Source organism: Jhaorihella thermophila (assembly GCF_900108275.1).
Taxonomy (GTDB): Bacteria; Pseudomonadota; Alphaproteobacteria; order Rhodobacterales; family Rhodobacteraceae; genus Jhaorihella; species Jhaorihella thermophila.
Genome location: NZ_FNVD01000001.1, coordinates 108,239 through 122,710, shown reverse-complemented (window position 1 = coordinate 122,710; position 14,472 = coordinate 108,239). Strand labels below are relative to the sequence as shown.

The window sequence follows — 14,472 nt, the reverse complement described above, 5'->3', positions numbered from 1 at the left end:
TTATCGACGTTGTGATCACGCTTTTCATACGCGTGATCACAAATGCGGAAAATACTGCGGAAAACCTGTTCTCGTTGCAAAAAACGATTAACCCGCGCGCGCATACAAGCGTATACGGCACACGATCGCAGCAAGACGGGACAGATTTCATGAACATCCACGAATATCAGGCCAAGGCCCTCCTGCGCAGCTACGGCGCGCCGGTGTCGGATGGGCGCGTCGTTCTGAAGGCGGAAGAAGCCAAGACCGCGGCGGGCGAACTGGACGGCCCGCTTTGGGTGGTCAAGGCGCAGATCCATGCCGGCGGCCGGGGCAAGGGCCGCTTCAAGGAACCCGATGCCGGCGAAAAGGGCGGCGTCCGGCTGGCCAGATCCGTGGAAGAGGCGGCCGAAGAGGCCAAAAGGATGCTGGGCCGCACGCTGATCACGCATCAGACCGGCCCCGAGGGCAAACAGGTCAACCGCGTCTATATCGAGGCCGGCTCGGGCATCGAGCGCGAACTCTACCTCGCCCTGCTGGTGGACCGCCAGACCTCGCGCGTGTCCTTCGTCTGCTCGACCGAAGGCGGCATGGACATCGAAGAGGTCGCCGCCAAGACGCCCGAGAAGATCCTGTCCTTCAGCGTCGATCCGGCCACGGGCTACCAGCCCTTCCACGGCCGCCGCATCGCGTTTTCGCTGGGGCTTGAGGGGCCGCAGGTCAAGCAGTGCGTGCAGCTGATGGGCCAGCTCTACCGCGCCTTCACCGAAAAGGACATGGAGCTGCTGGAGATCAACCCGCTGATCGTCACCGACGAAGGCAACCTCAAGGTGCTGGATTCCAAGGTGTCGTTCGACGGCAACGCGCTCTATCGCCATCCCGACATCGCCGAGCTGCGCGACGTGACCGAGGAAGACCCCAAGGAGCTGGAAGCCAGCAAATACGACCTCAACTACATCGCACTGGATGGCGAGATCGGCTGCATGGTGAACGGCGCAGGGCTCGCCATGGCGACGATGGACATCATCAAGCTCTACGGCGCGGAGCCGGCCAACTTCCTCGACGTGGGTGGCGGCGCCACCAAGGAAAAGGTGACCGAGGCGTTCAAGATCATCACCTCGGATCCGAACGTGAAGGGGATCCTCGTCAACATCTTCGGCGGCATCATGCGCTGCGACGTGATCGCCGAGGGCGTGGTGGCCGCGGTCAAGGAAGTCGGCCTGAACGTGCCGCTGGTTGTGCGGCTCGAGGGCACCAATGTCGAGAAGGGCAAGGAGATCATCAACACTTCCGGCCTGAACGTGATCGCCGCGGACGATCTGGACGACGCCGCGCAGAAGATCGTCAAGGCCGTCAAGGGCTGATTCATTCGCGGGCGGGCGCGGCCCGCCCCTTTCGAACGCAAGGAATTCCAAGGAGAACGCCAAATGGCCGTCCTCGTCGACGAAAACACCAAGGTCATCTGCCAGGGTTTCACTGGAAGCCAAGGCACTTTTCACAGCGAACAGGCCATCGCCTACGGCACCAAGATGGTCGGCGGCGTCACGCCGGGCAAAGGGGGCATGACCCATCTCGGCCTGCCGGTCTTCAACTCGGTGCACGAGGCCAAGGCCGCGACGGAAGCCAACGCCACCGTGATCTACGTCCCCCCGCCCTTTGCCGCGGATTCGATCCTCGAGGCGATCGACGCCGAGATGGAGCTGATCGTCTGCATCACCGAGGGCATCCCGGTGCTGGACATGATGAAGGTCAAGCGGGCGCTGATGGACAGCGATTCGATCCTGATCGGCCCCAACTGCCCCGGCGTAATCACGCCGGACGCCTGCAAGATCGGCATCATGCCCGGCCACATCCACAAACGCGGCTCGGTCGGCGTGGTGTCGCGCTCGGGCACCCTGACCTATGAGGCGGTCAAGCAGACCACCGACGTGGGGCTGGGCCAGTCCACCTGCGTGGGCATCGGCGGCGACCCGATCAAGGGGACCGAGCATATCGACGTGCTGGAATGGTTCTTGGCCGATGACGAAACCGAATCGATCATCATGATCGGCGAGATCGGCGGTTCGGCCGAAGAAGAGGCCGCGCAATTCCTCAAGGACGAGGCGAAGCGCGGCCGCAAAAAGCCGGTCGCGGGCTTCATCGCCGGCCGCACCGCGCCTCCGGGCCGCCGCATGGGCCATGCCGGCGCCATCGTCGCCGGCGGCAAGGGCGGCGCCGAGGACAAGATCGAGGCCATGCGTTCGGCCGGCATCGTGGTGGCGGAAAGCCCCGCGAAGCTGGGCGAGGCGGTGCTGGAAGCCATCGGCCGCTGAGGCCGCCCGGAGCGTCACGCCATGGAATGGGACCGCGCAGATCGCCCTGCCCCGACGGCCATCCGGCCGTTGGTGGCGCGCGGCCCGCTGCCCGGTCCCGTTGCCAGCTCAGATCGAGCGCAGGGCGTCGTGGATCCGGCCCGACAGCACGCGCCCGTCAAAGTCGCGTTCCGCCCGGGCGCGGGCGGCGCGGGCCATGCGGTCGCGTTGGGCCGGATCGGTGATGAGCCGCTCAAGCGCGGCGGCGATGCCGTCCACGTCCTCCTGTTCGGTGAGGAACCCGTCAACGCCGCTGTCGATCATGTCCGCCGTGCCGCCGATGCGCGAACAGATCACCGGCACGCCCGAGGCCATTGCCTCCATCACCGACACCGGCGCGGCCTCGCCGGGGCCGGTGCTGGTCAGCGAAAAGGCATCGACCCGGTGCAGAAGCTCGGCGATCTCGTCGCTGGTGCGCGCACCCAGCAGGCTGACCTGATCGGCCAGGCCCAGCCGCGCGATCTCGGCCTCGATCTCGGCCCGGTGCGGGCCCGTGCCGACGATCAGCCAGCGCGGGCGGTGCCCCTTCTCGGCCAGCCGGGCCAAGGCGCGCGCCATGAAGCGGTGCCCCTTGGACAGATGCAGCCGCCCCACCGACAGGAGCGTGAAGGGCGCCTGCCTGTCGCGGTCGTCGCGCACGGTGAACCGATCGAGATCGATCCCCATAGTGACGAAATCGATCCGTTCGGCCGGGCAGAGGGCGGAGAGGTCGCGCGCCAGCGGGCGGGTGACGGCAAAGATGCGCGCCGCGCCGCGGGCCTTCTGTTCGATGTCGCCGCCCCAGACCGACAGCGTGCCGTGCAGCACCAGCGTATAGCTGAGCCCCGCCGCGCGATGCGCCATCGCGGCCACATGGGCGGCATCGCCGAAGGAATGCACATGCAGGTGCGGGGCGCCTCTGCGGCGGGCCAGCCGGATCGCGCGCGCCACCGAGGGCAGCAGCGCCGCGCGCCTCAGCCGCCCGCGCAGCCCCCCGGCGCGGGTGCCCGCGACGTAGCCCAGCGCGCGGACCAGCGCGCCGGGATGCCACAGGAACCACGCCGCATCGGCAAGGCTGACGGGAAACAGGTGGTCGATGCGGCCCGCGCGCCGCGCCAGAATCTCGGACCGCATGTCCGCGGCGGGCGCGCGCGTGGTGGTGTAGTGCACCGTCATCCCGCGTTGGCGCAGTATGTCGCCTTCGTCCAGAAGGTAGGTGTGCCAATGCGCCGGAAACTCCGCCGCCAGAAAGATCACGCTGTCAACCATTGCCTGCCCGTCCGTCCCTGTCGCGTGCCTCTCCTCGACAATAGGCGGGCGGCGGCGGGGTGGCCAGTGCGCGCTCGCCGCGTGGGGCGGCATCTCCGCATCGGAGGGCGCGCGTGATGACCTTTTCGCAAGCGGTCCGCACCTGCCTGACCAGGTTCCTCACCTTCTCGGGGCGGGCCTCGCGCGCCGAATACTGGTATTTCGTCCTGTTCGCCCTGATCTGCAACGCGGTGGCGGCGCTGATCGACTGGGCGTTCTTCACACGGGTGGCAACGATCGAAACCGATGGCGACACAACGGTCGTCGCCGTCTCGAGCCAGCCGGCCCAGACCGTCGTGGGCCTGATCCTGTTTCTTCCGCTTCTTTCGGCGGCATGGCGGCGGATGCACGACACGGGTCGCAGCGGGTGGTTCGTGCTGCTGCCGACGCTCTTGACGGCGGCGGCCTTCGCGGTGCTGATCTTCGGCATCGGTCTGGCCTCCGTCTTTCAGCCCGGCGGGTCGCTGGACATCCTGTTCACCCGCGCCACCTTGCTGCTCGTCATCCCGACTTTGGCGGTGCTTTTCGTCTCTCCGCTGCTGGTGCTGTGGTGGCTGACCCGCCCCAGCCAGCCCGGCCCCAACAGATACGGTCCCAACCCTCATGAGGTAGCCCAATGACCGAACAGTCCCCCAACGCCGCGTTCCACGCCTCGTCCTTCATGCAGGGGCAGAATGCGGAATATCTCGAACAGCTCTATGCGCAATATGCGCGGGATCCCAACGCGGTGGATGCCGCCTGGGCCGAGTTCTTCCGCCAGCTTGGCGATGCGGAAACCGACGTGAAGAAAGAGGCCGAAGGCCCCAGCTGGGCGCGGCGCGACTGGCCGCCGCAGCCCGCGGACGAGGTGATCGGCGCGCTGACCGGCGAATGGCCCGCCCCGCAGGAGGCCAAGGCCGCCGGCAAGAAAATCGCCGCCAAGGCCGCCGAGAAAGGGGTGGAGATCTCCGACGCGCAGGTGCAGCGCGCTGTGCTGGATTCGATCCGGGCGCTGATGCTGATCCGGGCCTACCGGATCCGGGGCCACCTGATCGCCGACATCGACCCGCTGGGCATGCGCGACAAGACCCCGCATCCCGAGCTGGACCCCAAGACCTACGGCTTTACCGAGGCCGACATGGACCGGCCGATCTTCATCGACAACGTGCTGGGGCTGCAGATCGCCTCGCTGCGGCAGATCATGGAGATCGTCAAACGCACCTATTGCGGCACCTTCGCGCTGCAATACATGCACATCTCCGACCCCGAACAATCCGCCTGGCTGAAGGAACGGATCGAAGGCCTGGGCAAGGAGATCCAGTTCACCCGCGAGGGCCGGCGCGCGATCCTCAACAAGCTGGTCGAGGCCGAGGGCTTCGAAAAGTTCCTGCATGTCAAATACATGGGCACCAAGCGCTTTGGCCTTGACGGGGGCGAGGCGCTGATCCCGGCGATGGAGCAGATCATCAAGCGCGGCGGCGCGCTGGGGGTCAAGGAAATCGTGATCGGCATGCCCCACCGCGGCCGGCTGAGCGTTCTGGCCAACGTGATGGGCAAGCCCTACCGCGCCATATTCAACGAATTCCGGGGCGGCAGCTTCAAGCCCGACGATGTCGAGGGTTCGGGCGACGTGAAATATCACCTGGGCGCCAGTTCCGACCGCGAATTCGACGGCAACCGCGTGCACCTGAGCCTGACCGCCAACCCCAGCCATCTGGAGGCGGTGAACCCGGTGGTGATCGGCAAGGCCCGCGCCAAGCAGGACCAGCACGGCGACACCGAACGCACCGCCGTCCTGCCGCTGCTGCTGCACGGCGACGCCGCCTTTGCCGGCCAGGGCGTGGTGGCGGAATGTTTTGCGCTTTCCGGTCTCAAGGGCTATCGCACCGGCGGCACCATCCACATCGTGGTGAACAACCAGATCGGGTTCACGACCGCGCCGCATTTCTCGCGCTCCTCGCCCTATCCCACCGACAACGCGCTGGTGGTCGAGGCGCCGATTTTCCACGTCAACGGCGACGACCCCGAGGCGGTGGTTCACGCCGCCAAGGTGGCGACCGAGTTCCGGCAGAAGTTCAAGAAGGACGTGGTGATCGACATGTTCTGCTATCGCCGGTTCGGTCACAACGAGGGTGATGAACCGATGTTCACCAACCCGATCATGTACAAGAAGATCAAGACCCACAAGACCACGCTGCAGCTTTATACCGAGCGTCTGGTCAAGGACGGGCTGATCCCCGAAGGCGAGATCGAGGACATGAAGACCGCCTTTCAGGCGCATCTGAACGAAGAGTTCGAGGCCGGAAACGACTACAAGCCCAACAAGGCCGACTGGCTGGACGGCCGCTGGGCGCATCTCGACCGGCACCACGGCGAATATGTCCGCGGCGAGACCGCGATTCAGCCGGAAACCTTGGAGGAAATCGGCAAGGCTCTGACCCGCGCGCCCGAAGGGTTCCACCTGCACCGCACCGTGGGCCGGCTGCTGGAGACCAAACGCAAGATGTTCGAGACCGGTCAGGGCTTTGACTGGGCCACGGGCGAGGCGCTGGCCTTCGGCTCGCTGCTGCTCGAAGGCTACCCGGTTCGGCTCTCGGGCGAGGATTCCACGCGCGGCACGTTCAGCCAGCGGCATTCGGCCCTGATCGACCAGGAGACAGAGGAACGCTATTACCCGCTCAACAACATCCGCCCCGGACAGGCGCAATACGAGGTGATCGACTCGGCGCTGTCGGAATACGCGGTGCTGGGCTTCGAATACGGCTATTCGCTGTCCGAACCGAACGCGCTGGTGCTGTGGGAGGCACAGTTCGGCGACTTCGCCAACGGCGCGCAGATCATGTTCGACCAGTTCATCAGCTCGGGCGAGAGCAAGTGGCTGCGCATGTCCGGCCTTGTGTGCCTTCTGCCGCACGGGTTCGAAGGCCAGGGGCCCGAACACAGCTCGGCCCGGCTGGAGCGGTTCCTGCAGATGTGCGGCCAGGACAACTGGATCGTGGCCAACTGCACCACGCCGGCCAACTATTTCCACATCCTGCGCCGCCAGCTGCACCGCAGCTTCCGCAAACCGCTGATCCTGATGACGCCGAAATCGCTGCTGCGGCATCGGCTCGCGGTCAGCACGGCGGCGGATTTCACCACCGGCTCCAGCTTCCACCGGGTGCTGTGGGACGACGCGCAAAAGGGCAACTCAGAGACGCAGCTTGCGCCCGATGACAAGATCCGCCGCGTGGTGATGTGTTCGGGCAAGGTCTATTACGATCTGCTCGAGGAACGCGACCGCCGCGGCATCGACGACATCTATCTGCTGCGGGTCGAACAGTTCTACCCCTTCCCGGCGCTCAGCCTTGTCAAGGAACTGGAGCGGTTCAAGGGGGCCGAGATGATCTGGTGCCAGGAAGAACCCAAGAACCAGGGCGCCTGGAGCTTCATCGAACCAAACATCGAATGGGTGCTGAACCGCATCGGCGCCAAATACACCCGGCCGCGCTATGTCGGCCGTCCGACCTCGGCCTCGCCCGCCACGGGCCTGGCCTCGCAGCACAAACAGCAACAGGAGGCGCTCGTGGACGAGGCGCTGACCATCGAAGGAAACAAGTGAGATGACCATCGAAGTTCGAGTGCCCACCCTGGGCGAATCCGTGACCGAGGCCACGGTGGCCACCTGGTTCAAGAAGCCCGGCGACGTGGTCGCGGCGGATGAGATGCTGTGCGAGCTGGAGACCGACAAGGTGACGGTCGAAGTCCCTGCCCCCGCCGCCGGCACCTTGGGCGAGATCGTAGCGCCCGAAGGCACCACGGTCGGCGTAGATGCGCTGCTGGCCACGATCAACGAAGGCGCCGGCGCCGAAACCCCGGCCGCGCCCCGGGCCGCCGAGGCGGCGCCCGCCGCGCTCGAAACCGCCGGCACCGTGGACGTGATGGTGCCCACCTTGGGCGAATCCGTGACCGAGGCCACCGTCAGCACCTGGTTCAAGAAGCCCGGCGACTCCGTCCAGCAGGACGAGATGCTGTGCGAGCTGGAAACCGACAAGGTGTCGGTCGAGGTGCCCGCCCCCGCCTCGGGCGTGCTGGCCGAAGTGCTGGCCCCCGAAGGCACGACCGTGCAGGCGGGCGGCAAGCTCGCCGTGATCTCGGGCGCAGGCGCCGCCGCGGCTCCGGCCCCGGCTCCCGCCGCCGAAGCTGGGCAAACCGCTCCGGCCGCCACGGGCAAGGACATCGCGCATGCACCTTCAGCGCAAAAGGCCATGGCCGAAGCCGGCCTGTCGCCTGATCAGGTCACGGGCACCGGCCGCGACGGGCGCATCATGAAGGAAGACGTGGCCCGCGCCGTCGCCGCCGCGTCGGCCCCCGCGGCCGCGCCGGCTCCGCAGCCCGCCGCCGCGCCCACGCCGCGCGCCCCGGTCCCGGCCGAGGATGCCGCGCGCGAGGAGCGCGTCCGCATGACGCGCCTGCGCCAGACCATCGCCCGCAGGCTCAAAGACGCGCAGAACACCGCCGCGATCCTGACCACCTACAACGAGGTGGACATGTCCGCCGTCATGGAAATCCGCCGCGAATACAAGGACCTGTTCGAGAAGAAGCACGGCGTGCGCTTGGGCTTCATGTCCTTCTTTACCAAGGCCTGCTGCCATGCGCTGAAGGAAATCCCCGAGGTCAACGCCGAGATCGACGGCACCGACATCGTTTACAAGAACTTCGTGCACATGGGCATCGCCACGGGCACGCCCCAGGGTCTTGTGGTGCCGGTGATCCGCGACGCTGACACCAAGTCCTTTGCCGAGCTCGAAAAGGAGATCGCCGAAAAGGGCCGCCGCGCCCGCGATGGCAAACTGACCATGGCCGAAATGCAGGGCGGCACCTTCACCATCTCCAACGGCGGGGTTTACGGCTCGCTGATGTCCTCGCCGATCCTGAACCCGCCGCAATCGGGGATCCTGGGCATGCACAAGATCCAGGACCGCCCGGTGGTGGTCGGCGGCGAGATCGTGATCCGCCCGATGATGTATCTCGCGCTCAGCTACGATCACCGGATCGTGGACGGTAAGGGCGCCGTAACCTTCCTCGTCCGCGTCAAGGAGGCGCTCGAGGATCCCCGCCGCCTGCTGATGGATCTCTGACCCCAGACTTTCGGCCCGGATCGCCCCCGCGCGGGCCGGGCCGGAAACATGCCGCGATACGGGCCGCTTCATGATACCCTGCCGGAACGGAACACGCGCAATGGAGGACACCCATGTCCAGCGAACTTTCGATTCTGGCCCTCTACGGGCTTCTGGTCGCATTGACCGTCTTCGTTCAGGTGCTGGCGGCGGTTCCTCAGGCGGGACTGGCGCCGCTGGCCGGCCCCCGCGACGACCTGCCCCCGCTCACCGGCCTTGCCGGCCGCTGCAAGCGGTCGCTGGACAATTCGGTCGTGGCCATGGCGCTCTTCGCCCCGGCGATCCTGATCCTCGCCGCGCGCGACGCCTTCACGGCCACGACGCTTCAGGCCGCTCAAATCTTTCTGACCGCGCAGGTGGTCTACCTGCCACTCTACTGGCTCGGCATCGCGTGGGTCCGTACTCTCGTCTGGCTGATCGGCTTCCTGGCAACCATCTACCTGCTCTTCGCGGCATTCTGAAACGAACCCGCTTCTTTCTGGTCCGAAATACCCCGGGGGAGTCGCGCGCAGCGCGACGGGGGCAGCGCCCCCCGCCCCGGCCGGACATCGCGCGGCGCCGCCGCCACGGCCCCGCGTCCCTCGATACACCAATCTCTGCCACCCACAGGAGTTCCCAATGGCAAGCTATGACGTGATCATCATCGGCGGCGGCCCCGGCGGCTATGTCTGCGCCATCCGCTGCGCCCAGCTGGGCCTCAAGACCGCCGTGGTCGAAGGCCGCGACTCCCTTGGCGGCACCTGCCTGAACGTCGGCTGCATCCCCTCCAAGGCGCTGTTGCATGCCTCGCATTCCCTGCACGAGGCCCAGCACAACTTCGCCGCCATGGGGCTCAAGGGCAAGGCGCCCAGCGTCGACTGGAAACAGATGCTGGCCTACAAGGACGACGTTATCGCCCAGAACACCAAGGGCGTGGAATTCCTGTTCAAGAAGAACAAGATCGACTGGATCCGGGGCTGGGGCTCGATCCCCGAACCGGGCAAGGTCAAGGTCGGCGACGACATCCACGAGGCCCGGAACATCGTGATCGCCACCGGCTCGGAATCGGCCACGCTGCCCGGCGTCGAGGTGGACGAAAAGATCATCGTCACCTCGACCGGCGCGCTGGAGCTGGGAAAGATCCCCAAGAAGATGGTGGTGATCGGCGCGGGCGTGATCGGGCTGGAACTGGGCAGCGTCTACAACCGGCTGGGCACCGAGGTCACGGTGATCGAATTCCTCGACCACATCACGCCCGGCATGGACGGAGAAGTGCAGAAGACCCTGCAGCGCATCCTCAAGAAACAGGGGTTGAAATTCGTCCTTGGCGCCGCCGTGCAGAAGGCGGACGTGACCAGAACCCGGGCCAAGGTCACCTACACCCTGCGCAAGGATGACAGCGAACACGAGATCGAGGCTGACTGCGTGCTGGTGGCGACCGGGCGCAGGCCCTTTACCGAGGGGCTGGAGCTCGAGGCGATTGGGGTCGAGAAGACCCCGCGTGGTCAGGTCAAGGTGGGCAAGGGCTGGCAGACCAGCGTGCCCGGCATCTACGCCATCGGCGATGTCATCGAAGGCCCGATGCTGGCCCACAAGGCCGAGGACGAAGGCATGGCGGTGGCCGAACAGATCGCCGGCCGGCACGGCCACGTCAACTATGGCATCATCCCAGGCGTGATTTACACCACCCCCGAGGTTGCCGCCGTGGGCGAAACCGAGCAGAGCCTCAAGGAACAGGGCCGCGCCTACAAGGTGGGCAAGTTCATGTTCATGGGCAACGGCCGGGCGCGGGCGAATTTCGCGGCTGAGGGTTTCGTGAAAATCCTCGCCGACAAGGAAACCGACCGGATCCTGGGCGCCCAAATCATCGGCCCGGCGGCGGGAGAGATGATCCACGAGCTGTGCGTGGCGATGGAATTCGGGGCGGCGGCGGAGGACGTGGCTTTGACCTGCCACGCCCATCCGACCTATTCCGAGGCCGTGCGCGAGGCCGCGCTGGCCTGCGGTGACGGCCCTATCCACAGCTGATCGCCAGAGGCGTTTCGGATTGGCTGCGCCAATCCGACCGGGGCGAGGGGGCGCTGCCCCCTCGCGCTCCCCCGGAGTATTTCAGGCAAGATGAAGAAACGCGGGACCGATGCCGCGGGCGTGGGCGGGGCATGTGGCGGAGTTCTGTCTCGCTCAGCCGCTGATCTGCGCCCGCTGGTCCTTGCGGCCCATCGCAACGAGCAAGGGCGTCTCGTCCTGAACGCGAAGGAAGTCGGCCTTGCTTCGCATTCCCTTCCAGCCATCCAGCACGAGCGCCTGCGCCACCGCGCCGCCCAGCGTGTCGCCGGGGCCGGTGACTATGAACAGATCCGGGGCGAATTCCCGCGCAGCCACCTGCACGGCGCGGGTGAAATCGTAAGATTCCACCACCTGATGGCCCAGCGTGTAGTCCCACAGCGCGCGCGTGTCGGTGGCATGCGGCCACCAGATCGCCCCGCGCCCGTCGATCAGGGGCTTTGCTGGCTGGCCGAAGAGGAATTCGCGCAGGCGGGCGCGGCCCTCCTGCGCGACCGGGTCTTGTAGCGCGGTGTGAAAGGCGGCGTGATTGGGCAGGCGCATGGGGAAACGGCCCTGCGCCACGGGGACGGCGGATTCGAACGCCGCCAGCCCCGCTTCGTTGCCGGCCAGCACCAGCATGCCCCCAAGGTCGATCGACAACGCCAAAGCGTGGCCCTCACGCGCGTCGATCTCCGAGACCTGCGCCAGCAGTTCGGCCTTGCGGTCGGGATCGGCGCGCCAGTCCTCGTCCACGAAGGGATAAACCAGTTGCCCGCCGATCATGTGCGCCTGCATCAGCGTGCCCATGGTGTTCGACAGGCGGAAGCCGTCGGACGCGCTCAGCGCCCCGCCCACGGCCAGCGCGGAATACCAGCCCATCGAGTTGCCGGTGACGGCGACCACCTCGATGTCGTCCGCCAGCGACAGCGCGTCCGCCAGCGTGCAGGCATAGATCAGAGCCGAGGCCACGTCGCCGCGCGTGTATTTGCGCCCGTCGAAGCGCGGCGCGGCGTCGAGCGCGGTCACGGGTTCCTGCCCGGCCTGCACCCGGATCGCGTCAAACTCGGCCAGCAGCGCCGCCTTGTCGGCATGGTGGCGGGCGAGATAGCCCAGCTCGGCCTTGTTGTAGGTGCCCCGGCCGGGGCAGATCAGCACCGCCGTCCGGGTCATTTCCCGCCCTCCGCAAGCGCCAGCGCCGCCGCCACGATGCGATCGCGCGAGGGCAGCGGCGCGGCATAGGCCGGGCCGGTTGCGATGAAGCAGTCCTCGGCCGCGACCCGCGCCGCCGGCAGGTCCGATCGTTCGGCAAACAGCGTCATCAGCGCCTCGGACTGGCTGCCGGTGCGGCGGCATTCGTCCACGATCAGCACCGCGCCGCAGTCCTTGGTGGCCTCCAGCAGCGCATCCTCGGGCAACGGCGCCAGCCAGCGCAGATCGATCACGCGGGCGTCCACGCCGTGCCCGTCGGCCAGCACCTTCTGCGCCTGCCGCGACAAGTAATGCCCGTTGCCGTAAGTCACGATGGCCAGATCGCGGCCCGCCCCATGCACTCCGATCTCGCCCAGCGCGATCCTCTCGCCGGGCGCGGGATAGGTGGTCATCCAGCCGTTGTCGCCCGCCCCGTGCAGGTCGCGCATGGGGTAGAGCGCGATGGGTTCCAGGAAAACCACGACCCGGTTCTCCTCGCGCGCCAGCCGCACGCATTCGCGCAGCATCCGCGCCGCATCCGCCCCGGTCGAGGGGCAGGCGATGATGATCCCCGGAATATCGCGCAGCACCGCCAGCGAGTTGTCGTTGTGGAAATGCCCGCCAAAGCCACGCTGATAGCCCAGCCCCGCGATGCGCACGACCATCGGGTTGGCGAACTGGCCGTTCGAGAAAAATGGCAGCGTCGCGGCCTCTCCCCGGATCTGGTCCTCGGCATTGTGCAGGTAGGCCAGGAACTGGATTTCGGGGACGGGGATGAACCCGTTATGGGCCAAGCCGATGGCCAGGCCGAGGATGGATTGTTCGTCCAGCAGCGTGTCGATCACCCGGTCGGGGCCGAAGCGCGCCTGCAGCTTCTGCGTGACGCCATAGACCCCGCCCTTGCGGCCCACATCCTCGCCCATGCAGACGATTTCACCATGCTCCAGCATCAGGTCGGTCAGCGCCCAGTTGATGAGCCGCGACATTGGTTGAGGCTCCCCCTGCGCCTTGAGGTCGGCGCCGAAACAGGCGGCGCGGGCCTCTGGCTCGGGGCCGTTGGTGGGGCGGCAAGGGCGCTTGGGCGGGATCAGGCTTGCCACCACTTCCTCGGTCGTCTTCAGATGCGGGCGCGTCACCGCCTCGGCGGCGATGCGGTCGGTGCGGGCGCAGGTCTCGCGATAGATCGCCAGCGCCTCGTCGGGCGGCAGCGCCCCGGCCTGATCCAGCAGCCGCACCGAATGCAACAGCGGATCGTTGGCCTCGTCGGCCTCGACCTGCGCGCGGCTCATGTAGGTGGTGGGGACGTCCGCGCCCGCGTGACCATAGAGCCGCACCATGCGCAGGTGCAGAAAGGCAGGCTTGCGCCGGCGGCGGACCCAGTCGGCGGCCTCACATGCAACCGCATAAGTTTCATAAAGGTCGAGCCCGTCGGCCGAGAAATACTTGATCCCAGGCCGGTGTTGCATCGACGCCGCAACCCAGCCCTTCGGCGTGGGCACCGAGATGCCGATGCCGTTGTCCTCGCACACGAACAGCAGGGGCAGCGGGATCGACTGATAGGCGGTCCAGCCAGCGGTGTTGATCGCCCCCTGCGCGGTGGAATGGTTCAGCGAGGCATCGCCGAAGGTGCAGACGGCGATCGCGTCCTGTGCCAGCGCGCGGTGTTCCGGCGGGTGCCGCCGTGCCGCGCCGATGGAATACGCCGCGCCCACCGCCTTGGGCAGGTGGCTGGCGATGGTCGAGGTCTGGGGCGGGATCATCAGCGCCTTTGACCCCAGCACCTTGTGCCGTCCGCCACTGGTGGGGTCTTCGGACGAACAGGCAAAGGACAGCAGCATGTCCCACGCGATCGTCTGCCCCGGCACCTGTCCGGCGCGCGCGATCTGGAACGCCGCGTCGCGGTAATGCAGAAAGGCGATGTCGTCGGGCCGCAGCGCGTGCGCAACGGCGGCCATGCCTTCGTGGCCGCTGGAGCCGATCGTGTAGAACCCGGTCCCCGCCTTCTGCATCGCCCGGCTGGTGCGGTCGAGTGCGCGACTGAGGCACTGCGCGCGGTATAGCGACACCGCCTCTGTCGGCGTCAGCCCCGGCGCGGGCGGCTTGCCACGCGGCAGGTCGCGCGCCGCCACCCGGCGCAGGAAATTGTCGTGAACGATGTCGGCGCGGTCCATCCCCTGCCCCCGGCTTCTATGTGTTCGCGCCCGTCAGTCGAGCCGGTACCAGGTGCGGACCTCCTTTTCCGTCACCATGCCCGCCACGGCCGCGTCGAAAGTCTTGAAATGAGCGCTGTCCAGATGCAAGCGGAATGCCGCCTCGTTTTCGTAGATTTCATACAGGAACACCGCCTCGCCGTCGGCGGGATCGGCGCAGATGTCGAACTGATGGCAACCGGATTCCCGCTCCAGCGAGGCACGGGCCTGCTCGCGCATCAACGGCAGGAATTCGTGCATCCGGCCCGGCGCGATGCGGAAGGTGACGCAGACGGCATACATGGTTTACCCCCC

Annotated in this window: 11 protein-coding genes; 7 read left to right on the top strand and 4 right to left on the bottom strand. The window is 66.9% G+C overall.

Annotated features, from left to right (window positions below; genetic code table 11):
• The first annotated feature begins 149 nt into the window (after positions 1 to 149).
• Positions 150 to 1,343: an ADP-forming succinate--CoA ligase subunit beta gene (sucC, locus tag C4S70_RS00600; protein WP_104006640.1), complete on the top strand. Its 1,194-nt coding sequence runs from the start codon at positions 150 to 152 to the stop codon at positions 1,341 to 1,343.
• 63 nt (positions 1,344 to 1,406) lie between these two features.
• The gene (sucD, locus tag C4S70_RS00595; protein WP_104006170.1) at positions 1,407 to 2,291 is read left to right on the top strand and encodes a succinate--CoA ligase subunit alpha; all 885 of its coding nucleotides are present in this window, start codon (positions 1,407 to 1,409) and stop codon (positions 2,289 to 2,291) included.
• 108 nt (positions 2,292 to 2,399) lie between these two features.
• Here the strand turns inward: sucD and C4S70_RS00590 are convergent, their stop codons facing one another.
• A complete protein-coding gene (locus C4S70_RS00590) occupies positions 2,400 to 3,578 on the bottom strand; it encodes a glycosyltransferase family 4 protein (RefSeq protein ID WP_160114831.1) in 1,179 nt (392 codons plus the stop codon).
• Between the two features lie 116 nt (positions 3,579 to 3,694).
• On the opposite strand from C4S70_RS00590, the gene C4S70_RS00585 reads away from it, so the two are divergent.
• The 5 genes from C4S70_RS00585 to lpdA all read left to right on the top strand — a co-directional run bounded on the left by C4S70_RS00585 (position 3,695) and on the right by lpdA (position 10,762).
• On the top strand, positions 3,695 to 4,237 hold the full coding sequence (locus tag C4S70_RS00585; RefSeq protein WP_104006168.1) for a DUF805 domain-containing protein: 543 nt from the start codon (positions 3,695 to 3,697) through the stop codon (positions 4,235 to 4,237).
• Positions 4,234 to 7,197, top strand: coding sequence for a 2-oxoglutarate dehydrogenase E1 component (locus C4S70_RS00580; RefSeq protein WP_104006167.1), 2,964 nt, complete (start codon positions 4,234 to 4,236; stop codon positions 7,195 to 7,197). The genes C4S70_RS00585 and C4S70_RS00580 overlap by 4 nt, the downstream gene beginning before the upstream one ends.
• Position 7,198: 1 nt before the next feature.
• A complete protein-coding gene (gene odhB, locus C4S70_RS00575; protein WP_104006166.1) occupies positions 7,199 to 8,716 on the top strand; it encodes a 2-oxoglutarate dehydrogenase complex dihydrolipoyllysine-residue succinyltransferase in 1,518 nt (505 codons plus the stop codon).
• Positions 8,717 to 8,829: 113 nt separating this feature from the next.
• The gene (locus tag C4S70_RS00570; RefSeq protein WP_104006165.1) at positions 8,830 to 9,216 is read left to right on the top strand and encodes an MAPEG family protein; all 387 of its coding nucleotides are present in this window, start codon (positions 8,830 to 8,832) and stop codon (positions 9,214 to 9,216) included.
• 157 nt (positions 9,217 to 9,373) lie between these two features.
• Complete coding sequence (gene lpdA / locus C4S70_RS00565) at positions 9,374 to 10,762, top strand: dihydrolipoyl dehydrogenase (protein ID WP_104006164.1); 1,389 nt, start codon at positions 9,374 to 9,376, stop codon at positions 10,760 to 10,762.
• A 153-nt stretch (positions 10,763 to 10,915) separates the two neighbouring features.
• On the opposite strand, the gene C4S70_RS00560 is transcribed toward lpdA, so the two are convergent.
• From C4S70_RS00560 to C4S70_RS00550, 3 genes are read right to left on the bottom strand one after another with little or no spacing between them, the layout of a single operon-like run.
• Positions 10,916 to 11,950 carry an ACP S-malonyltransferase gene (locus C4S70_RS00560; protein ID WP_104006163.1) on the bottom strand — a complete coding sequence of 345 codons (1,035 nt, stop codon included), beginning with the start codon at positions 11,948 to 11,950 and terminating at the stop codon, positions 10,916 to 10,918.
• Complete coding sequence (locus C4S70_RS00555; protein ID WP_104006162.1) at positions 11,947 to 14,139, bottom strand: dehydrogenase E1 component subunit alpha/beta; 2,193 nt, start codon at positions 14,137 to 14,139, stop codon at positions 11,947 to 11,949. The genes C4S70_RS00560 and C4S70_RS00555 overlap by 4 nt, the downstream gene beginning before the upstream one ends.
• Before the next feature lie 33 nt (positions 14,140 to 14,172).
• The gene (locus C4S70_RS00550; RefSeq protein ID WP_104006161.1) at positions 14,173 to 14,460 is read right to left on the bottom strand and encodes a putative quinol monooxygenase; all 288 of its coding nucleotides are present in this window, start codon (positions 14,458 to 14,460) and stop codon (positions 14,173 to 14,175) included.
• Positions 14,461 to 14,472 lie beyond the last annotated feature (12 nt).